Raw genomic sequence first — 21814 nt, 5'->3', positions numbered from 1 at the left:
TCTTGCAGATAAAGGCTTAAATCTGTCGCTATATCTATATTCCATTAACTCCCTTATAAGAAAGCCGCTTTTGAAAAGCTTGCGCTAGAACACAGCATCACGATAGCCACCATTGTAAGACAAGAAAACAATCGCTTAACAGTAAATTTGTAACAAGATAAAAAGTTGAATAGAGCAAAACCGAGAAGTTGCAAATGATAATTATTATTATTAATATAAAATAAAATTTATTTCTTAAGCCGTTATGTGTAAAACCCGAATACTCATTATTGAAGATGACGCGACGTTAAGTGAACAAATTACTCAGCTACTGCAGGCTCGAGGATTTGACACTCGCCATGAAAACGATGGTCATGCCGGATTGCACGCTGCGCTCGAGGAAAACTTTGATCTTGTGTTACTCGACATTCGCCTTCCGTCGTTAAATGGTCTCTCATTGCTGCATCAACTCAGGCAAATTAAACAAACACCTGTAATGATGATTACAGCATCTGGTGCCGAGCAAGAGCGAATTGAAGGCTACCGCAAAGGCGCAGATGACTACTTACCTAAGCCCTTCAATTTTACAGAAATGATGCTTCGCATCGACGCAATACTAAGGCGTAGCAAAGCGATGAATAGTTCGGGTACGCAAAAGTCAGAAATATTAGTTGATGTGCTTTACCTAAATCGCATTCAACAAGTAACTAAATATCACGCTAAAGTGCTCGAATTCACCCCCATACAATTTAAGCTTCTTTGGATGCTTGTAGAAAACAAGGGCGAAACCTTGAGCAAAGCATTTCTTTACCACAGTGTGCTCAATAAACCCTTTTCTCGATATGACCGAAGCCTAGATATGCACCTTTCTAGAGTACGCAAAAAGTTAGTTGAAACGGGTATGCCCCCTGAGCGCCTTGCCACGGTTCATGGTCAAGGATATCGCTTCTCGTGAAAAATAAATTGCTTTGGCGGCTATGTGCATTCATCGCTGTTGGCACTGTTTTGCTATTTTGGGCCATTGCTTGGCTTACTAATCACACCGAAACTAGCATGAGCTTTTTAGATAAGACTCATCAAGAAACCCTTTACGCCTACGGGAAGGAAGCCGAAAAAATCTATCTGGAAAAGGGAGAAGAAGGGTTAGCCGTTTTCTTAAAAGAGATAAGAGCGAAAGAGAACACCTGGCTTGCTGTGCTTAACTCTGAAATGACAACATTCGCAGATACCAAGATGTTAGATGAGTTTGCTGATAGGTTTCAAATTGGGCGGAGCCCTGAATGGAAAATACATTTGTATTTCTCTGAAAACCCTGTAATGGAAGTGCCTTTTGTAGACAACAACACGCACTTTTTGATTCAGCTTCCACAGCGGATGCGCCCAGGCTCGTTATTACTCGCCACCCGTCTATCATTACAAATTGCATTACCTTTAGTCATACTAAGTCTATTGAGTTTTATGCTTTATCGACATGTTATGACACCGCTTAAGCAGCTAGAAAGGGCAACAAAAGACTTTGCTAACGGTAACTTAGAAGCCCGTGCAATGGCTACGATGCCCGAGCGAAATGATGAACTGACTACACTTGCTCAAACCTTCGATAAAATGGCGCAAAGAACGAGCAGTCTCATTTATAACCAAAGAAGTTTGCTTGCAGACCTTTCTCACGAGCTTCGCACGCCTCTTGCCCGCATTGATATGGCGATAGACTTTGTAGAGCAAGACATTAATCGTGAACAAGCCCTTTCACGCCTGCGCTATGAAGCAAGTACGATGAGAGAGCTTGTTGAAGATACCCTAACCTTTGCCTGGCTAAATACAGAATCGCCTCAATTAAATAGCGATGATTTTGACCTTGTAGAGCTTATCAACGTTATTTGTGAAGATGCCCGCTTTGAATACCCAGATAGAACCTTATGTGTGAGCACGCCGGAATGTGCGAGTATAGAAAAAAGCAGTCAGCTTGCTTTGGGGCAGGCATTAGAGAATATTATTCGTAATGCTTTGCGTCATACCCCTGAGCAAAGCAAAGTGAGTTTAACGCTGACCAGCGATAACAATAACTATGTTATCACGGTTAAAGACGAAGGCACCGGCGTCCCTGAATCAATGCTAGACGCCATATTCGAACCTTTTTTCAGGGTAGACAAGGCACGGGCAGCCAAAAACTACGTCCATGCCGCAAAGCGCTCTGGCTTTGGTCTTGGGCTTGCACTGGCGAAACGCCAAATTGCCGCGGTCGGCGGCGACATATCAGCATGCAATCGCGCAAGTAAAGGCGATGAGCAGATCAATAACGCTTATCTAAATAAAGATGCAAGCGCAACAAAGCAGACAGGACTGATGGTCACCATCACCCTGCCTAAGTTTTCTGATGCGGCTTTCGCAAATTGAGAAGCCTTTTCACACCAAGCAGTGTGCCGGTATAAACTAAGATACAGCAAAGCAAGCTAACCAATCCTGCTATAGTCTGGCCTACAAAGCCAAAGTATTCTCCGGTATGTAGAAACCGAGAAGTACCCCAAGCCTGACTCCCTTTGGGCCAATCGGTTTTGTACAGTGTCCTAGCGATGTCACCTGTTCCCGTGTCGAAATACAGAGAATATGCTAGCTCTTGACGGTGCCCGATACTCTTATCAATATAAAATCGTGCAACGCCCTCACTTTTACCAATTTCCATCCACATGGAGTACCAATCCTGATAGCCATGCTCATTGGCATGTTGCCGCGCTTTATTAAATAACGTGTGGTAACTGACAACGTCGGCGTCTAGCGTTTCGGGCATTGCCTTCTTTTCACGAGCAGGTACTTGTTCACCATACATGCCATACAGTGCCTTGTTAGCCCATTCAAAATAAAACAGCGTAGCCGTCGTTCCAATCACAAGTAAAAAAGGCACTGACCACATACCAAAAACAAAATGCCAATGTCGGCGTCGATGTTGTTTGTTTGTGTATTTTTGCCGCAACCACATTTGCTGCATTAAGGACTTTTTCGATATGTGTTTCGGCAACCAGATGATGACACCCGATAACAGCAAAAAAATAAAAATAAGATTGCTATATGCCGTTATGGTTTTGCCAATTAATTTGTAATCGCCTTCCATTAAGAGGTATCGATGGAGGTCAGTGATGAAGTGAAATACTTCTTCAACAATCCCTTCTCCCTCTCTTAATATGTCTCCGGTATAGGGGTGAATAAGATAACTATGCTCACCCGCCCACGCCGGAATGGCTGCTCCTTCTCTATTTACCCATCGAACGAAGATATGCGCTTCGTTAGGATGCTTTTTGCGAAGTAGTGATACAACTTGGTCGGTCGAGATCACCGACTTTTCAATATCAATGGTTTGCGCATAAGCCATTTCACTTAGCTCTTTAAACTGGCGCTCATAAGTTAGCAATACCCCAGTAAAAGCCATGATAAAAACGACAACGCTGGCCAATAAGCCAGCAAATAGGTGGGTCCAAAAGACCCACCTTTTAAACGTGGAAAAGTTCATCTAAAGGCGTTACTTAGAAATCGTAAGTCACTGACAAACGAATATCACGCCCCGCCTCTTGAGGGCCAACAACGCTAGGGAACACTTCGCTGTAATCACCCACACTTGAATGGTCGATATAGGCTTCATCAAACAGGTTAGTAACAGCAAGGTTGAGACTAAGGTCATTTGTTACTTCCCATTCGCCATAAATATCCACTAGGGTGTAGTCTGCTTTGTTAAGTGAATAAAGCGAATCAGTCCAGCCATTTTCTAGGGCCTGATGAAGGGTATCTATATTGATATCATCAACCATAGTAATGTTGAAGCCAATGCTGATGTCAGCCGTAACAGTATAATCTGCACCAAGCACCCAGGTATCGCCGCGGCTATTACCTAAGCCCACAAACTCGTACCCGTTAATATCGATGCTGTTATACGGTACGCTGTACAGGCCTTCACGAGGCATCAGCTCAACGTCTACGCTTGAAAACCCAAAGTACAGGTCAACAGAGTCCCAGCGATACGCAAGGTTAAACTCTACGCCAGATGATTCTAGGTCGCCGATATTATTAAATACCGAGTTACCTTGATAACCGCTAAATAGCACATCGTCAATGGTAGACTCATAAGCGCTAAGACGCGCGTTTAGATTATTGGCGCTGTATTCAATTGACGCTTCGATATTGGTAACAGTTTCAGGCACCACGTCGCTAGCAACAACAGGAACGTCTTTGCCATCGTATAAGTACTCATCTAGGGTGAAGCCATCACCAATTTGCTTGCCGCGCGCCGCTTCTGCGTAGCCAAGACCAAGGGTCCAAGCTTCGGTAAGCTGATACTCAAGACCTACGTTAAAGCTGAGCTCATCATCGTCTAGCCCAGATGGCTCATCGGTAACTGGTGTGCCGTAATAGTCATCAATAAGAATTTCTTGCTGGAAGTCAAAATCGTCATAACGAACGCCATAACTTAACAACAACTCTGGCGTAATGTTGCTATGAGCCTGAGCATAGATACCTAAGACACTACCTTCTTCTGCATTTTGAACAGGGCCCATTCCAGGGCCGCTCTCAACTTCGTCTTTGCGATAATCGATACCATAGGTAAATACATGGTTAGTAACGTCGCTCGTATTTCTAATATCAAACCCATAGGTATCGATATCAGATAAGAAGTCAAAGCGACCGCCACGGAATGACGATGAAGTTTGATATGCTGTGGCTTCTAAAAACACCATCGCACTATGGTCAAAACGATAGTTCGCAACATAGGTATCACGCTCTGCTTCACTAGGATAAAGCGGGGCACCTTCTAGTACTACCCAGTTAGGTCTTGCCGAAAACTCACCCTCTTCATCGCGCTGCTCTGCACTTATTGAAAGGTATTGATTATCCGCAATGTAGCCACTGGCTTTAAGGAACATGAGATCTTGATCTGCGGCAGTACCTAGTACTTCATTGCCGTCACCGTCTTCAAAGTTATCTCTATCTACCGTGCTGTAATAACCTAGTAAGCCCCAAGTGTCGCTTAGCTTTCCATAAAGGCTACCACTATATCGGGTACCATCGTTTGAGAAATAACTCGCTTTTACTCGACCACCAAATTGTTCGTCTTCTTTTAATAAATCCTGTGCATCTTTGGTCTTGAAGCGAATTGAACCGCCGATAGCACCTGGGCCGCTGGTTGCTTCACCGGCACCAGCCTGCACATCAATTTGCTTTAAAAGATCAGGGTCTAAAGTAACGCGACCAATGTGGTGAAACAGCGTTGAGGTTTGCTGCGCGCCATCTACGGTTACATTCAAGTACGCGTCTTCTAGCCCGCGAATAAAGATTTTTTGTGCTACACCCACTGAACCGCCAACGCTGACCGACGGCGACTCTCTAAAAATATCCGCTAAGTCATTTGCCTGAAACTGGTCAATATCTTCCGCAGTAATGCTTAAGTTAGTTGCTGCGCCTACCACAGCAACTCGCTCTATAGACTTGGCTTCTTCGTTTTGGTTTTCTAAGGATTGCGCGAATATTACTGGGCTGGATAGCGTGCACACTGCACCAGCTAAGACTAACTTTTTCAAGGGTAACTCCATTTGACAATCAACAATTACAAATAAGAAACATTCTCATTAAGTTTTACCTAAATGGATAGCACTTTTACAATTGTTACACTTCCTCAATTTTTCGCCGTCAAAGACTCACGCTCATCGTTGTAGCGCACTTTCTGGCCCGCACGTAAACGCTCTGCCCCCCTCACAACAACAGAACGCTTCGGGTTCACATCACCAAACACTTCAATTCTATCGCCCATGCCCACTCCTGTTGTCACCTTTACTTGCTCAGCTTCGTTATTTTCATTTAGCTGATAAATAAAAGTACCTGATTTTCTTAGTACCAAAGCGTCGCGGGGTATGGTGACACCATCATGAGTATCGCTGCTAGGTAAGGCCACGCGCACTGCACTGCCTATAGGAAAGTCACCGGGGTTGATGGCAATTCGTAGCTCCATCATGCGCGATGTACTGTTGCCTACCGGTACAATGGCACGAATAGATTCTTCTACTTGGTTCACGTTATTGTGAACACTTACGCTCATGCCGTTAGCAATATAGGGTAATACGTTAAGGGGGGCGCGCACCTGAACTTCAACGCTATCAGGGTTTACCACGCGAAGCAGGGTTTGCCCTACCCCAGTGTATTCGCCCGGCGACTGCAGCCTTTCAACCACCAAAGCCGTAAAGGGAGCACGAATACTGCTTTGTGCTATCTGATACTCGGTGAATTCTAAATCCAATTTGGCTTGCGCTAACTCCTGCTTAGCATTCTCTAAGTCAGCTTCCACTTCCTCTAACTCACCTCTGGACGTGTTTTGACTGGCCTGAAGGTTTTTGTACCTCGCGAGACGTTTAGTAAACAGTTCAACCTGCGACTGCCATCTGGCAATATTTGAGGCATTTTGATTGCGGGTAATGCTTAAGCGAGTATCGTCGACTTTAACTAAAGGCTCCCCTGCTTCAACCACATCACCTACATCTGCCATCCAAGTGATGCGACCGTCTACCTCAGAGGCAAGGTTTGCATCGATAACGCTTAGTACCGTTCCAGGAACCCAGGTTAGTTGTGAAATCGCTTGCTCTCTGGCTTCATCTATTTGTACCAGCACCGGCGGTGGTTGATTGCTATCCTGTGCTTGTGCGCTCAACGATACACTGCTTGCAAATAAGGTAAACAAACTAAGGGCGAGAGTAGAAGTCATAGCTTTCATGGTTGTCTTTTCCTTAAACATGATCGTTGTATTTGTTTTGTTTTACGGTGGATGAGGTAGTCGGCGAAGCGCCAGTGCTCTCTATGCGCTCGGCCAGGGGTTTGAGTATATTTACAGATGACGTTGAAGCCGTCATGCGCAGCAAGGTAGGCAGTAATAGCAAGGTGAATATGGTACTCACCGTCATTCCTCCCACAATAACAGCCGCAAGACCTCGGTAAATAACGCTGCCTGCACCCGGTAGTAACAGCAGGGGCAGCATGCCAAAGATTGAAGTCAGCGTGCTCATAAAGATAGGCCGTAAACGTAGTTTGATGGCTTGCTCTACCGCGTCATCACGGGTCAGCCCTTCTTGCTCTCCTATACGAGTCTGATGCACGAGTAAAATGGCATTGTTCACCACAAGCCCTAGCAAAATAATGAAGCCAATCATGGTTAACAGGTCCATGGGCTGGAAGGTAAAGATGTTCATGATACGAATAGCAATCACCCCGCCCACCGTGGCTAGCGGAATAGAAAGTACTACCAGCACGCTGTCTTTTAACGATTTAAACAACCCCGCCATTAACAGCAATAGCAACACCATGGCAAAAAGAAAGTTATCAGCCATCGAGGCAATAGCGCCTTTTAGGCTATCCGCGCTACCACCATAATTAATAGCGCCATCGGTAGGCATCATGGCCATAATGGCGGGCTCAACCTCAGAGGTAATCACTTTCATGGCTTCTTCTAAACTCATCCCCTCTGGCGGATTTACGTTTAGCGTAAGGGTTCTTCGACCATCAATGCGCTGAATACGGCTTGGTCCTACGGCTCTTTCAATACCTACCAGTTCGCCTAATTGCACCACCTCGCCTGACGGCGTCATGACTGGCGTGCTATTTAAGTCTTCGGGTGTAAACCAAGGTGCTGAGCGGAAGATAATATTCATGCGTTTGGTGCCATCGAAATACTCCCCCACATACATACCATCACCCATGGCACGTACCAGGTTCCCCATACTGCCCCGATTTAACCCGACTTCCATCATTCGGCTGTCATTAGGGTAAAAGCGAAGCTCTGGTTCGGCTTGCTCTAGAGGAGGATTCGAACGCGCATTAGCGTTAGGGAAAACTTCTCTCAATTTATCTAAACCTGCTTGCGCAGCGATGCCGAGCATGGCTTGGTCGGTACCTTGAAGATGAATGTCGATTGACCGACCGTTTCCAAAGCCGCCGAACAAATTGCCTTGTTGTGAAAAGGTTTGTGTATCGGGCAAATCCTCTAAAATTTCATCGCGAACAATGGCTTCTAACACTTTGACCTTAGACTGATCTTTAGCGCGCACACCCAAATTTCCGCCATTTGGCCACGTAATAATGTAGTAGTTTTTCAGCGCTGGCTGCTTTTCTCCGTCCATATAAGGCTGCAGTCGCTCAACGATAATTGGCATCACTTCTTCACTAATAAAGTTTTCACTGGCACCCGCAGGCAAACTCAAGAAGGCGTCAACGGCATCGCGTTTTACGGGCGGCAAATAATCCATGGAAGGCATAAGCAAAACACTACCTGTAATAGGCACGCCCATGAGTGTTATGACTAATACAAGGCGGCGAAGCGGCGTACTTGATAGCGACATAATAGCGCGGGTTATCTTCGCCCATACCCGCTGTAAGCTATCAGCTGGCATGTTGCCATTGAGGTATCTAGCGGCAACGACAGGCAATACCGTTACCGCAACCACTAGCGACATACACACTGCAATGGCAATGGTAAGAGCGAGGTCAGCAAACAATTGCCCTTCAACATCTTCCAAAAACATGACGGGAATAAAAATAGCGACGGTGGTAGCCGTTGACGCCATGAGGGCACCAAACACTTCTTTCGTTCCTCGATGGGCACAATCCTCCATGTGCGTTTGTGAATTTGGGTCTTTATTATCGATTTCGGCTTCGGCGCTCTTGCGTGTTCTTACAATATTTTCCAGCACGACGATAGCGGCATCTAGCACCATACCTACCGCGAAGGCGAGTCCTGCCAGTGAAATGATATTGAGCGAACGACCGGTAAGTTGAAGCACCACAAAAGTGCTAAGTAGTGAGATAGGAATGGCCAATGCCACAATGAGCGTAGCCCGCAGCTGGCGCATAAAGAGCCAAAGCACGGCAATGGCAAGCAGCACGCCTATAAATAAATTGCTGGTAACTAGCTGCACCGCTCTATAGATAAACACTGAGGCATCAAAGCTTTGCGCCATTACTAACTGTTCAGGGGCCAAGTCCTGTTCGTTTATTTGTGCAACTTTTGCTTTTACGGCTTCTAAGGTAGCTAAAACATTGGCGTTGTTTTGTCTGTCTACGCGAATAGATATAGCCGGATTGCCGTTTTGCACACTGTAGTTTGCACCGTCAGCGCGGGTGATTTTAATTTCGGCAATGTCATTTAGAGTGATAGGGCTGCCGCCTCGCCATTCAAGGATCATTTCACCCATTTGCGTAGGCTCGTAGCGACCTTCGAAACGCAGGGTATAGCGTCTTCTGCCCACATCGACAAAGCCGCCTGAAATATCATTCGCACGCCCCAACTCGTTGGCAACTGCCGTTAGGTCAATGCCTAACTGCGCCGCTTTAAACGGGTCGAAAACAATTTGAAACTCCTCAACGCCGCCAACCCCGCTTTCCATACGCGCCCTTGCAACGCCCGGGATAGATTCAAGCTGAGGTTTAATGACATCGGTAAAAAAGGTTACATAGGTATTAATTTCGTTTGGATTGCCCGGAAGGCGCTGAAGAAAAAAGTAGGTCAAAGCGGGGGCGTCTCCCCCACTTCCAGCAAGCATTATGTTAGGGGACAAGGCATCGCGAGGTAGTGGCGGTACGCGATTCATGCGGCTAATCACTTCAATGAGCGTTTTCTGCATGTCCGTATCTAAACCAAACTCTAGATTAATCCACGCATTACCTTGGTTTGCCCATGCATTCATCGACTCAAGGCCAGGGATGCCTTGCAGCACTTCCTCTTGAGGTTCAATGATCTCCGACTCAATTTCTTGGGGCGACGCAGCGCGCCACGAGGTCTGGATGTTAATATTCGGTCTTTCAATGTCAGGAAACAGCTGTACCGGTAAATTAAACAGGCTATATAGACCTAAAAATACCAGCAGTGTTATTCCTATACCTACCCCAGTCGCGTTTTTTATTGCTTGCTTAGTGATGTCCATAATATGGCACTTATGCTTTTTATTGTTTGGTTTACTATAGGTCGCGGGAATGACAGAAAAAGTTTAAAGCCATGACACTAAGAATTTCAGCGATTATTAACATTTTGTTTAAATACCGTTTAAAAAACGTTATTTATCGCAGATGAGTAGACCTCAAAAATACGCCATTTGTCGGCCCTGGACATATTTACTTACACCCATCGTTAATTAGGCGTCGCGACGTCAAGTGAGGGTACGGATATTTTAAACTCGCCCTTCGGGAAGGTCTGGCAAGCTTCACTCTGGGAATTTAAAAAGCAACGGCCATTCCTGCATTCCCACGCTTTGCTAGGAAACTTACCAGGGCCTTCTGGGTGGGCAATCATCTATGCGGATTGGTATTGTTCTTAAATATCGGACAAAAATTTAGAGCAAAAAAAAGCCGCTCTAGGAGCGGCTTTTTTCAAATACGTCAGCGATTACGCTTCAGCAATGATGATCACTTTGATTGAAGTGATAACGTCAGAGTGAAGTTGTAAGTCGATGTCATACTCACCAGTCTCACGAAGAGTACCAGTAGGTAGTTTAACTTCTGCTTTTTGTACTTCAACGCCAGCTGCAGTGATTGCATCAGCGATGTCACGAGTACCAACAGAACCAAACAGTTTACCTTCGTCACCAGCAGGAGCTGCGATTGTAACTTCAGCAAGCTCAGCAATTTTCTCACCGCGTGCGTTAGCAGCAGCTAGTTGCTCAGCAATTTTCGCTTCAAGTTCAGCACGACGTGCTTCGAACTTTTCAACGTTGTCTTTAGTTGCAGGAACCGCTTTACCCTGTGGGAAAAGGAAGTTACGAGCGTAACCAGACTTAACAGTCACTTGGTCGCCCAGGCCGCCAAGGTTGGCGATTTTATCTAGTAGGATGATATTCATCTTAGCTAACCCTTATATTCGCCAAATTACTTGTGTGAATCAGTGTACGGAAGCAACGCAAGGAAACGTGCGCGCTTGATCGCAGAAGACAGCTGACGCTGATATTTTGCGCTTGTACCAGTAATACGGCTAGGGACAATTTTACCGCTCTCAGTGATGTAGTTCTTAAGAGTAGCGATATCTTTGTAATCAATCTCAGTCACACCTTCTGCAGTGAAACGGCAGAACTTACGACGTCTGAAAAAACGAGCCATGGGTGATCTCCTTAAGCGTTGTCTTCAGTGGTTTCAGTTTTCTTTTCCGCGCGATCTTGGCGAGGAGCAGAATCGTCACGACGCTCACGACGAGGCTCTTCTTTCATCATTGGAGAAGGCTCAGTCACAGCAGTCTTAGTGCGCATAACCATATTACGTAGGATCACGTCGTTGAAACGGAAAGCATTTTCCAATTCATCAACAGCTTCTGCAGACGCTTCAGCATTGATTAGTACGTAGTGGGCTTTGTGCAGCTTTTCAATTGGGTAAGCCAGTTGACGACGGCCCCAATCTTCTAAACGATGAATCTGACCACCGTCTTGCTTTAGGATTGTGGTATAACGCTCGATCATACCAGGTACTTGTTCACTCTGATCAGGGTGAACCATAAATACGATTTCGTAATGACGCATTATAGCTCCTTACGGTTGTAGCCTCGACAGTACAGCCGACTGTATGGAGACAAGGAACGAATTGGGATGGCTGTAAGGGCGCGCATTATACGCAGTAGTTACTAATTGCACAAGCATTAATCACCTTTAGAACAATCATTTGCCCTTTCCCCAAACACTACGCTCAGACATTTAACCAAAATACTGTTTATTTATACAGTAAAATACTGTACAGTTTTTGTGTCTTTAATAAACAGGGGACCTACCATGGCCATTACCACACAGTATGTTGTTACGCACAAAGGGGTAGAAAAATTGGTAACTACCGACAAAAAAGAAGCCGATCAGTATGACAAAATGCTCGATGCAGCAGATAACCTTGCTGACTACATTCATGCGAAGGGCATTAAGCTAGACGATAGCGTAGTGGAAGAGCTCACCATCATGCTGTCTAAAAACAAAGATAAAATCAGTAAGATTTTCAAAGGCGCTACCGCAGAAAGCGTATTAGAAGATGAAAGCGCAGAAGTGGTAAAGCTACAAGCTAACGGCTGATAATTTAGGCGCACCTCTCTTTTGCGTCGTTATGATGAGCAATTAATAAGAGCAATTGCCGCTTTAGGCTGATGGCATCTGATAGCATAGCTATACGCAAAAATGTTATTTGATAACATTACCTCAACGCGGCAATGTATTTTCTCTGGTTTTTAACTAGGTGAACAGATGTGTCGCTTTTGCTAATGTGAACATAAGACGTAAATACAGGTCGGGCTTAGCGTGAATACCATTAATAAAAACAATAGCACTCACTCCCAGCGCAACGCAGTGTCAGAAGGGCGCAGCTCAGTGTCTGAAGAGCACAACGCAGTGAATAAAGGGCGCAACACAGCGATTGAAGTTAGCAATTTACAGTTTTCGTACACCAAAGAAAGTCCTCCCATCGTTGACATTAAAGCGTGGCAAGTTTCGCAAGGTGAACACGTTTTTCTTTCAGGGCCTTCGGGTAGCGGAAAGAGCACATTGCTCAATTTGCTGTGTGGAACGTTGGCACCCACCCAAGGTGACATAACTTTGTTATCGCAGCCATTCTCTTCCTTATCAAACCGCCAGCGAGACAAGTTTAGGGCGCGCAATATCGGCGTCGTCTTTCAACAATTTAATCTTATTCCCTACCTTTCTGTGGCACAGAATATTAATGCGGCGGTGTATTTTGCAAGTACAAACGTTAGCAAGGCAGCATCAGACGCAAAGCTTCGTCATTTACTCGACAAGCTACAACTCCCTTCACGGGTACTGCATGCTAAAGCCGATGCCTTGAGTATTGGCCAACAGCAGCGTGTAGCAATAGCCCGAGCACTCATTAATGACCCAGAGTTATTGATTGTCGATGAGCCAACTTCGGCGTTAGATAGCGACGCGCGAGATAGCTTTATGTCGCTGTTAAAAGATGTAGCAGGTGAGAGCACCATGATTTTCGTTAGTCATGATAAAGCCATGGAGAGCTACTTTGACCGTCATTGTAGTATGAGTGAATTGAGCCCAAGTACAAACCATGCAGTGTCTTCACTCGGTGGCATCGAGCAAGTACAGGAGCGTACATAATGCTAAGTACCATTGCTATTGAAAGTTTAAAGCGCAGAAAAGCCACGGCAATTCTCACGCTTCTAAGCATTACTATCAGCATAAGTTTACTTTTGTGCGTGGACATTATTCGAAGCCAAGTGAAAACCAGCTTTACGCGCACAGTGTCCGGCGTCGACCTTATTGTTGGTGCACCGAGCGGTCAGCTTAATCTACTATTGTCGTCAGTGTTTAATATAGGCACCCCCACTAAAGGTATTGAATATAAAAGTATTGCGGCGCTTCAATCTAACAAGCAGGTATCGTGGCTCATTCCACTATCTTTAGGTGATACTCACCGAGGTTTTAGGGTGGTAGGTACGACCAACAGCTTTTTCGACCACTTTAAATACGGGGACATGCAGTCACTACAGCTATCTGATGGAGCGACATTTACTCAGCCACTATCTACGGTAATTGGTGCTGATATAGCCGAATCATTGGGATATAAAGTAGGAGATAAAATTATTATTTCTCACGGCTTAGGCAGTGTTTCATTCAATAATCATGACGATCACCCTTTTACTATTTCCGGAATCTTAGATAAAACAGGCACCCCCGTGGATAAGGCTGTTTATGTCACTTTGCAGGGCCTTGAAGAGGCCCACACAGGGCCCAAGCATTCACCCACCTCAATGTTAGGCCGTAAATCTGCTGACAAGGTGAGCGAGCATGAGCACGAGCATGAGCATGAGCATGAGCATGAGCATGAGCATGAGCATGAGCATGACAAGCATACCGATGAACATGCTGCTTACAATAGCGAAGCGTTTACGCCTGAGTCTGTATCTGTGGTGATGCTGGGGCTTAAACATCGGGTAACTGCGCTGCAGTTGCAGTATCAAATTAATCAAAGTAAAAAAGAGCCGTTAATGGCTATTCTGCCGGGTATGGCACTCGCTGAGCTTTGGCAAATTATGGGAAATGTAGAGTCGCTATTGCTTGGTCTTTCCGGTCTTATCGTCATTTGCGCGCTAATTGGGTTAGCGACTATGCTACTTGCAACTATGCGTGAACGTTATCAAGAAATCGCTGTTTTACGCACTATTGGCGCCGGACCATTTACTCTACTACTGCTAATTCAAATTGAAGCTATGCTGCTTACTATGTTGAGTGCCGTACTAAGCTTAGGCTTGGTGGCTGGGCTTATGAGCGTACTAAAGCCTTGGTTAAGCAGCACTTATGGACTGTTTTTGAGTAGTCCACTGTTTGGGCAAAGCAGCGTTATTATCATTTTGCTTATATTAGGGTGCACCTACTTAGTTTCTCTTTTCCCAGCCGTTGCTGCCTATAAACGCGGCTTACATGCTGGACTGAATACAAACTAGACAAAACCAACGCGTAGGAGAGTGTTACTCTCCTACCCGCTTGTCTGTACTGAAGCGCAAAATAAGCTCATGAACTTGATTTACCGTAGCGCGTAAATCGTGGCTCGCTGCTAGCGATGCCTCAGATGAACGCTGGGTTTCAGACGCGCCGTCAGCGACTTCTACTAACTGCTGGTTAATATGCTCTGCCACCGTGCTTTGTTCTTCTACCGCTGAAGACATCTCTACCGTGGCATCCGCGATACCTTTCACTGCATTGTTAATTTCAAACAATGCACCTCGGGTTTCTTCTACTATAGCGCTGCCGTGCTCTGCTGAAGCTAGCCCTTCCGTCGATACCCTAACAGCGCGGTCAGAACGCTCAGCCAATTCTGTAATAATGTTGTGGATTTTGTCGGTCGATTCGCGAGTTTTCGAAGCTAAGGTACGAACTTCATCAGCAACAACCGCAAAACCTCTTCCTTGTTCGCCAGCCCTTGCAGCTTCAATCGCAGCGTTAAGCGCCAACAGGTTAGTTTGCTCTGCGATGGTGGATATAATGTTGGCCGCTTCACCTATATCGCTGGTTGACTGAGCGAGTTCAGTTACTGTTGTCGAAATTGACTCAACAGCTTCGCGTAAAGCAACAATGGCCTGCATGGCTTCTTCTGCTTTTTGGTTACCTGTTTCTACGTTGGCCGCTGCTATTTTTGCACTTTTGGCATTACCTTCAACCCGCTCAGCAACTTCTTGGATAGCTTGGCTCATTTGTGTAACCGCGGAGGCTATTTGCTGAGTAGCTTGGTTTTGCTGAACAACCGCGGCACTGGTGCTTTCCGCTTGTTGATGCGTGGTGTTAGCTATCGATTCGAGCCCCGCTGATGCATCTTTAATTCGGGTTAACGCCGTGCGATTTCTGGCAAGTTCGCACCCCAGTGCAAGTTTGGCTTGGCTTATGTGAGGGGGGTCTGGGAAGTAGGTTTGTGCCACCGTTTCATTAGCGTAGCTTTCTGGGCTAAGAGAAAGCAGCGCGCCCCAGTCTTTTCTTGTCTTGGCTTCTTGAGCAATCATTAAAACTATAGCTCCAAGCAGCGCAATGCCTGCCGCTGTCCAACCATGGGTAAACGCGAGTACTAAAACAAGTAGGGCGCTTAACAGTATTGCTGGCGCCATGTGCATGAGGCCTTGCCCCAGTCGCGACATCGGTGATACCGCAGATTTTCCTTCCTGCATTCTGGCGTAAACACTAGATGCGCGTGCTATTTCGTCATTTAACGCCGGCACTCGAACAGATTCGTACCCCACAATTGTTTTACCTTCATAAACGGGAGTCACGAATGCCGAAACCCAGTAGTGATCGCCATTCTTCCTTCTGTTTTTTACTAGTCCCAGCCAGCTTTGCCCAGACTCTAAAGTACGCCACATTTCTTTAAACACGGGCGCTGGCATATCGGGGTGACGAATCAAATTATGGTTTTTTCCTATTAATTCTTCGCGGGTAAAACCACTCGCTTCCACAAACTCACTATTGCAGTGTTGGATAACCCCACGCTTATCGGTAGATGAAATAAGGCGGTGGTGGGATGGAAACTTATACTCTTTTTGGGTAACAGGCTGGTTATTTCTCATTAAATACTTTCTCCATTTTGCAAAGTACTCATCCGTAGAGCATAAAACCTTTGCTTTCTCATAAGACTAGAACATAAACAGCTGCTGTCTAGTTCAAGAAAAAAATTAGAGAAATTTTAATTTTATCAAACAGTTATAAAAGCATTCATACTTTAGGATAATGGCAGTACGACTGACACTTTTGTGCCTCTGCCTTCAACACTGACAATATCTATCCTGCCATTATGCTCCTCGACAATGGTCATGGAAATTGACATACCCAGCCCTGTGCCCTCACCTGGCGGTTTGGTAGTAAAAAACGGAGTGAACACTTTACTAAGCGTTTCTTTTGACATGCCCATACCTTCATCTTCAACGATAAGACAGACACTGCCACCCTCCTTCTGTATTTTTAGTGTTATGCCTTTCCCTTCCGGCGTGGCATATATCGCATTGGTTAAGAAGTTTACAAGTACCTGCTGAATTTGCCCTGAGTTACCGTTAAAGAAGGCATCTTCCTCTGGTACTTCAAAGCGCACCGTATTGCGATAACGATGCAAATTATTGGTGAGCTTAATCGCTGTATTCATGGCTTCGATAGCGCTAATTTCAGAGTGCTTGCCCGAGCCTGGATAAGAAAAGCTTCTTAACGCTTTCACAATTTCGATTATACGCTCAATACCTTCATGAGACTCATCAAACATTTCCGCAATTTCGGTCGCACTGTCTTTAAGGGAAAAACGCTTTTCAAGCGCCATAAAATGCGCGGCAACTTCACCACCTGCTTTTTTACAAAGACTACCTATTTCCTCAAGCGCACGCTGATAGTCGTTAAAAATATCTTTTGCAACGACAGTATTACTTCGCACATAACCAATAGGGTTATTAATTTCATGAGCGATACCTGCGGCTAGCTGACCTAGCATAGCCATTTTATCAGCACTGACTAATCTTTCTTCAAGGAAATCCCGGTCCTTTTTCACGTTACTCAGTTCTACTTGCCTAGTATTTAGTTCACTTTTCTTATTTTGGTATCGAGACGTGATATTGAGGTAATGCTTCGTGGTATCTAATACGTAAAGCGTTTCTTCTTCCAAATTATCGTCTTTGGTCAATAATACTAGCCACGTATATTCCCCCCGCGACATTTCATGCATAAAGTGAAGTAAGCGAGACTCTGTATCTTTTTCCGGCTGTATTACTGCACTAACACACCAATGGGAATAGCTTTCTCGTAAATCTAGTGGCGTTTCCTGCTTGATAAATTGCGCTAACGCGGGGGACGTTGTCCAGCCTTTCCCCTGAACCAGCACACTATCATCATTGCCAATAATTAGTTCACCATCTTTAACGGTAAAGGCTTTGCCACAAAACGCACCGCTAAATTCTACGGCAGATTCAAGCGCCGAAAATATGTAACTTTCCCCGGATGTCGCTTGTGTAAGTTGTGAGGCCGTACGGTTGAGGTAAAGAAGCTCGCGCTCTCTTTGTTTAGAGTCTTTGAGTGCTTTGCGTAATGCTTGATTAGCAAGATAGGCGTCTTGGGAGTAGGTTTCTAGGAAAGATTCAGCGTTTTTGCGTGCAACTTTTTGGCGTTTAAGCTGTCGCTCTAGCGAATTAACACGGGCCTCAAGCGCACGAATACGTTCGTTTTCGGTGGAATACGATGTTTCACTCACCTTAAAGCCCTCCAATGTGCGTGCCGCGTGCTAATGCGCACGCCTTATACTAATACTTCAGCACAAAATAGCCTAACTAGCTAATCGGTCAAGAAGCATCATTACACGCTCGCTCGCCTGTTCCATTTCTATCAGTTTAGCATCTGCCTCTGCATTATTGCCTGCTTGTTTTGCTCTGATAGCTTCAACACCACTTCTATGTACTTTTGCATGTGGCGCTTCAATCTCTCTAAAGGCTGTCGTCTGACCGATAGGATTGGTTGCATTTTCACTATACCATTGCCCTAAACGACAACTCGCGTGATCACTAAAGTCAGCGACTGATTTGTTACTAAAGCCACAGAGCACTTCGTAGATCCCTGCTTTCCACACAACGTGATCTAACTTTACAGTTTGAATGAACGTAGTCATTGCGCCTTCGCTGATGGTGGTCTTCATGCTGTCGCAATGTTGCACCATAGTCTCGTAACTATTATTCAGCTGGTTAATGCCAGCTTCTAACTCTTCATTGTTACTACGCAGTTCATTAACACCCGACACCGCTTTCGATGTTGATTGGATAATGCCGTTTACAAGCTCTGATACTTCTGTTGCAGATTTATTTGTCTCAGTTGCCAGCGCTCTTACCTCGTCAGCTACCACACTAAAGCCTCGTCCAGCATCACCAGCACGGGCGGCTTCAATCGCTGCATTCAACGCAAGCAAGTTAGTTTGATCAGAAATACTGGTAATAGTGGTTACAAACTTATTGATATTGTCAGCTGTCGTAGACAGTCCAGAAATGCGCTCGCTCATACTTCCCATCTGAACATTCAGGCCGCTCATGTCAGATACAATCTTACTTAATGTAGAGGCCGATTCGCTAAACAAATCATTTATATCAACAATCGACTGACTTTCCGCATTAATTCGTTCATAAGAACCTAAAACCGTCTCACGGACACCCTCAACCTGTGACAGTGAACCTACTAAACATTTAACTACAGTAGCATTGGCAGATGAAACTTCTTCGTGCTTGGCAATCTCTAAAGCGGTAGTCAGCTCTGCATTTTCGGCTTCAAGCAAAGACACCCTGTCTAACGTTTCTTGAAGTCGCTTTTCTAATAGCTGAACTTGCGCTTCTTTTTCTTCGAATTTGCTGCGTGATACAAACATGTTTAGTTACCAATAATTTTTATAGAGTTATTTTGTTCAGACTAACAGAGGTTATATCGTCTTAGCCATTAGTCTGAAGTAGCGTTATTGTTTGATTATCGGCAGAAAATTATAAAACTGAGGGGATAAATTAAACTATTATCTCTGCTTTTAGTTAGCTGGCAGTAAATGAGGTGGTAGAGGCGCACGACGAGCGCTTTTTTTAGGGCCATACCACGTTGATAGATAATCTAATATCGTTGGTTCTGCCTCACCCAGTGACCACAGTTTCTGCGTTTCTTGCATCCAGCGAATAGTCTCAAGCCACCTTTCACGGCTCATGGCATTCTGAGTAATAAGAGAAGTCGAGTGACAGGCACTGCAATGGGCTAACACTAAGTTGAAGCCTTCTGCTTTTATAAGACCTGACTGGGGATCGACGTCATGCAGCACATGCTCTTTTGATGAACTTGTCATGCTGTTCGTATTATTCGTCTCAATATCGGCCGCTGCAACGGGTAGATGAAGGACTCCTACTAGGGCAATAAATCGAACCGTTATGCTAGCCATATCAATTGCCCCACTTAACATACATAAAATCTCGTACTCATATACCTACACCACACGCACAGCGATACGGTGACAGGCATTGTTCAAATACCCTTTTGGATTCCATCCAGGTAGCACCATAGGCTGAGACTTTCCATGCTCATCTTGTGCTTTAGCCCATACCTCGTAATAGCCCTGCTGAGGGAAGTTTATCTGAGTACTAAACTGCTGCCATGCGTGTCTGTTTGCCGGTACGTTCAGCTGAGCAAGATTCCAGGTTTGGCCAAAATCGATAGAGGTAAACACCTTGGCAATTTTGCCCTCACCACTCCATGCATGTCCCCGAACGGTTAGCTTTTCTTTAAGAGAGTGGTCGCTGCCAGACTTTGGAAAGGTAATAAGCGACTTAACTGGCATAGCTTCAATAATACACATGTCTTCGTCGGCAACTTCAGCGCCAGGCGCAACAGGTTTACATGGAACCCGATAGGCTTTTCCTAGCATTTTCGCGCCGTCGTGCACGCGGTCTCGAATTACTATTTTCTTAAGCCATTTCCCTGACGTTGATGCAGGCCAGCCACCAAATACCAATCGCAGCGGATAGCCGTTCATTAAGGGAAGTGGTTCATCATTCATAGCCCATGCGATTAACGACTCATCTTCCATCGCTTTGTCAATGGGCACGCCTCGCGAAATCGCCGCCTTGCCCGGTGTTCGGCTTAAGTGCTGATCGTCACCGTAATAACCAATGTAAACCGCATCATCATTAACACCCACGGCCTTTAAAACATCTTTTAGCCTTACCCCCGTCCAGCGTGGGCAGCCTACCGCGCCCGTTGTCCACTGGTTACCGGTAGCGGCCGGTGAGAACTCGGCACGCCCGTTTCCACCACACTCGAGCGTTAACTGATAGGTATAATGCTTAAATTGAGTTTTTAGCTCTTCAAGGGTAAAGGTTTTTGACTGTGCTGCAGACTCCCCTTCAATAGTTAGCGTCCAGCTATTTGCATCTGGTGCTTGCGGGGGAATACCGTTATTTCTCACGAAAAAACGCGAAGCGGGTGTCACTGCGTCATCTAACAAGTGTGCAGGAGTTTCTGCATTTAATGGTCTGTCATTAAGTACGGTTAACCCATCTTTACCTTTTATTGAAAAAGGTGTGTCAGCTTGGGCATATGCAGCGGGAATAAGACCCGCTGGCATAAATTGTCCGTACACCACTTCCGCACCGAGTAGCAAAGACAGTGATTTCAAACCTTTGATAAAGCCTCGGCGGGTTAGCTTATCACTGGTTCTTTGAAAGACCTGCTCATCGGCTTTTACAGGGTCTTTGGCATAAAGTTCGTGAAGACCTTGCTTTTTCACTTAGACCACCTTATCAGTACAAACGACTTTGTATTTAAAACATGCTGCAAAATGATGAACGGCCTTTACATGGCGTAAAGAAAGCCAAGAATAAGCAGTGCAATCCACAGGGTCTCAACCACTATCATGACTATGGGAAGCACGCCCACTTCGGCAAGCTTGCCCAAGTTTGATTTCATGCCGATAGCAGTAATGGAAACAACTAAAAAGAAACGAGAAACTTGCGTGCCTGCTTCAATCGCAAATTCAGGTAACGCCACAAAACTATTGAGCAACATTAATGCAATAAAACCGATGAGGAACAGAGGCATTTTAGGTACTTCACCGCCTTCTGCTTGAGTACTGGCTTTGTAGAATCTTTTTATCACAAGCATCATAATCAGTACCACCGGCATGAGCATGGCAACGCGCACCAATTTGGTAAGAGTCGCCATATCACCCGCACTTTCTGACACCGAGTAACCAGCCCCTACCACCTGTGCCACGTCGTGAATTGTGCCGCCAAGAAAAATACCAGCTTCAGTGTCAGTCATACCCAATTGACCCGCAATTATGGGGTAAAGCACCATGGCGATAGTGGACATAGCCGTTACACCAATAACGGTAAGTAATGTATCTCGCTCGTGGTTATCGCCCTTTGGCAGTATGGTAGAGATGGCTAACGCAGCAGATGCACCGCAAATAGCGACGGAGCCGCCGGTTAGTGCACCAAAGCGCTTTTGAAGCCCTAACGCTTTTGCCAAGACTACGCCCAAAACAATGGTAGTAAAAATGGCGCCAGCGAGCATGAGTGCCGTTTGCCAACCTAGCACCGCTAAGTCACCAAGGGCTATTCTTAACCCAAGTAAAACGACACCTGCGCGAAGCAATGTACTTGCGGTAAAGTCGATACCGCAAGCACATGGCGTATCGTTTTGGTATAGAAACGAAACCGCCATGCCTAACAGTAAAGCGAACAACATAGCAGGGGCATTGTAGTGCTCACTTAAAAACAACGCCGCCATGCCCGTGATGGTAGCAATACCCAGCCCAGGCCAAATGCTTTTACATTTTACTGCTATGTCATTCATTG

Annotated in this window: 18 protein-coding genes; 5 read left to right on the top strand and 13 right to left on the bottom strand. The window is 45.5% G+C overall.

Translation table 11 applies throughout. The annotated features are described in order from the left end of the window. Positions 1-244 precede the first annotated feature (244 nt). Both ACXAER_RS11535 and ACXAER_RS11530 read left to right on the top strand, forming a co-directional pair. Positions 245-934 (top strand): response regulator transcription factor, encoded by a 690-nt coding sequence (locus ACXAER_RS11535; protein ID WP_474829365.1) that lies wholly within the window; start codon positions 245-247, stop codon positions 932-934. Continuing rightward, positions 931-2373 (top strand): sensor histidine kinase, encoded by a 1443-nt coding sequence (locus tag ACXAER_RS11530; RefSeq protein ID WP_474829363.1) that lies wholly within the window; start codon positions 931-933, stop codon positions 2371-2373. Before ACXAER_RS11535 ends, ACXAER_RS11530 begins: the two co-directional genes overlap by 4 nt. On the opposite strand, the gene ACXAER_RS11525 is transcribed toward ACXAER_RS11530, so the two are convergent. The 7 genes from ACXAER_RS11525 to rpsF form a co-directional block, all read right to left on the bottom strand. Beyond that, positions 2342-3481, bottom strand: a complete 1140-nt coding sequence (locus ACXAER_RS11525) for a PepSY-associated TM helix domain-containing protein (protein ID WP_474829361.1) — start codon at positions 3479-3481, stop codon at positions 2342-2344. The two genes, ACXAER_RS11530 and ACXAER_RS11525, sit on opposite strands and share 32 nt — an antisense overlap. Positions 3482-3494: 13 nt before the next feature. Beyond that, positions 3495-5540 (bottom strand): TonB-dependent receptor, encoded by a 2046-nt coding sequence (locus ACXAER_RS11520; RefSeq protein WP_474829359.1) that lies wholly within the window; start codon positions 5538-5540, stop codon positions 3495-3497. A gap of 95 nt (positions 5541-5635) precedes the next feature. Then, positions 5636-6724, bottom strand: coding sequence for an efflux RND transporter periplasmic adaptor subunit (locus tag ACXAER_RS11515; protein ID WP_474829357.1), 1089 nt, complete (start codon positions 6722-6724; stop codon positions 5636-5638). A 13-nt stretch (positions 6725-6737) separates the two neighbouring features. After that, complete coding sequence (locus ACXAER_RS11510; protein ID WP_474829355.1) at positions 6738-9923, bottom strand: efflux RND transporter permease subunit; 3186 nt, start codon at positions 9921-9923, stop codon at positions 6738-6740. 458 nt (positions 9924-10381) lie between these two features. After that, positions 10382-10834: a 50S ribosomal protein L9 gene (gene rplI, locus ACXAER_RS11505; protein WP_202262762.1), complete on the bottom strand. Its 453-nt coding sequence runs from the start codon at positions 10832-10834 to the stop codon at positions 10382-10384. A gap of 26 nt (positions 10835-10860) precedes the next feature. Beyond that, positions 10861-11088, bottom strand: coding sequence for a 30S ribosomal protein S18 (gene rpsR / locus ACXAER_RS11500; RefSeq protein WP_012519954.1), 228 nt, complete (start codon positions 11086-11088; stop codon positions 10861-10863). An 11-nt stretch (positions 11089-11099) separates the two neighbouring features. Continuing rightward, positions 11100-11501: a 30S ribosomal protein S6 gene (rpsF, locus tag ACXAER_RS11495; RefSeq protein WP_014951120.1), complete on the bottom strand. Its 402-nt coding sequence runs from the start codon at positions 11499-11501 to the stop codon at positions 11100-11102. A 246-nt stretch (positions 11502-11747) separates the two neighbouring features. On the opposite strand from rpsF, the gene ACXAER_RS11490 reads away from it, so the two are divergent. From ACXAER_RS11490 to ACXAER_RS11480, 3 genes are all read left to right on the top strand, one after another. Continuing rightward, positions 11748-12035 carry a YebG family protein gene (locus ACXAER_RS11490; RefSeq protein ID WP_014951121.1) on the top strand — a complete coding sequence of 96 codons (288 nt, stop codon included), beginning with the start codon at positions 11748-11750 and terminating at the stop codon, positions 12033-12035. Between the two features lie 222 nt (positions 12036-12257). Continuing rightward, the gene (locus ACXAER_RS11485) at positions 12258-13082 is read left to right on the top strand and encodes an ABC transporter ATP-binding protein (RefSeq protein ID WP_474829352.1); all 825 of its coding nucleotides are present in this window, start codon (positions 12258-12260) and stop codon (positions 13080-13082) included. Next, positions 13082-14428 (top strand): ABC transporter permease, encoded by a 1347-nt coding sequence (locus ACXAER_RS11480; protein WP_474829350.1) that lies wholly within the window; start codon positions 13082-13084, stop codon positions 14426-14428. Before ACXAER_RS11485 ends, ACXAER_RS11480 begins: the two co-directional genes overlap by 1 nt. 24 nt (positions 14429-14452) lie before the next feature. On the opposite strand, the gene ACXAER_RS11475 is transcribed toward ACXAER_RS11480, so the two are convergent. The 6 genes from ACXAER_RS11475 to ACXAER_RS11450 all read right to left on the bottom strand — a co-directional run bounded on the left by ACXAER_RS11475 (position 14453) and on the right by ACXAER_RS11450 (position 21812). Further along, positions 14453-16036 carry a methyl-accepting chemotaxis protein gene (locus ACXAER_RS11475; protein ID WP_474829348.1) on the bottom strand — a complete coding sequence of 528 codons (1584 nt, stop codon included), beginning with the start codon at positions 16034-16036 and terminating at the stop codon, positions 14453-14455. A gap of 152 nt (positions 16037-16188) precedes the next feature. Then, positions 16189-17694, bottom strand: coding sequence for a sensor histidine kinase (locus ACXAER_RS11470; protein WP_474829347.1), 1506 nt, complete (start codon positions 17692-17694; stop codon positions 16189-16191). A gap of 72 nt (positions 17695-17766) precedes the next feature. Beyond that, positions 17767-18849, bottom strand: a complete 1083-nt coding sequence (locus ACXAER_RS11465) for a methyl-accepting chemotaxis protein (RefSeq protein ID WP_474829345.1) — start codon at positions 18847-18849, stop codon at positions 17767-17769. Positions 18850-18999: 150 nt separating this feature from the next. After that, complete coding sequence (locus ACXAER_RS11460) at positions 19000-19398, bottom strand: hypothetical protein (protein ID WP_474829343.1); 399 nt, start codon at positions 19396-19398, stop codon at positions 19000-19002. 45 nt (positions 19399-19443) lie between these two features. Then, positions 19444-20742, bottom strand: coding sequence for a sulfite oxidase (locus ACXAER_RS11455; protein WP_474829341.1), 1299 nt, complete (start codon positions 20740-20742; stop codon positions 19444-19446). A 65-nt stretch (positions 20743-20807) separates the two neighbouring features. Next, entirely contained in the window at positions 20808-21812 is a 1005-nt protein-coding gene (locus tag ACXAER_RS11450) for a YeiH family protein (protein WP_474829339.1), read from the bottom strand. Positions 21813-21814 lie beyond the last annotated feature (2 nt).

The organism is Alteromonas sp. AWJ4_199 (assembly GCF_056159165.1).
The sequence above is the reverse complement of the archived record's forward strand: the minus strand, read 5'-3'. Positions and strand labels throughout refer to the sequence as shown.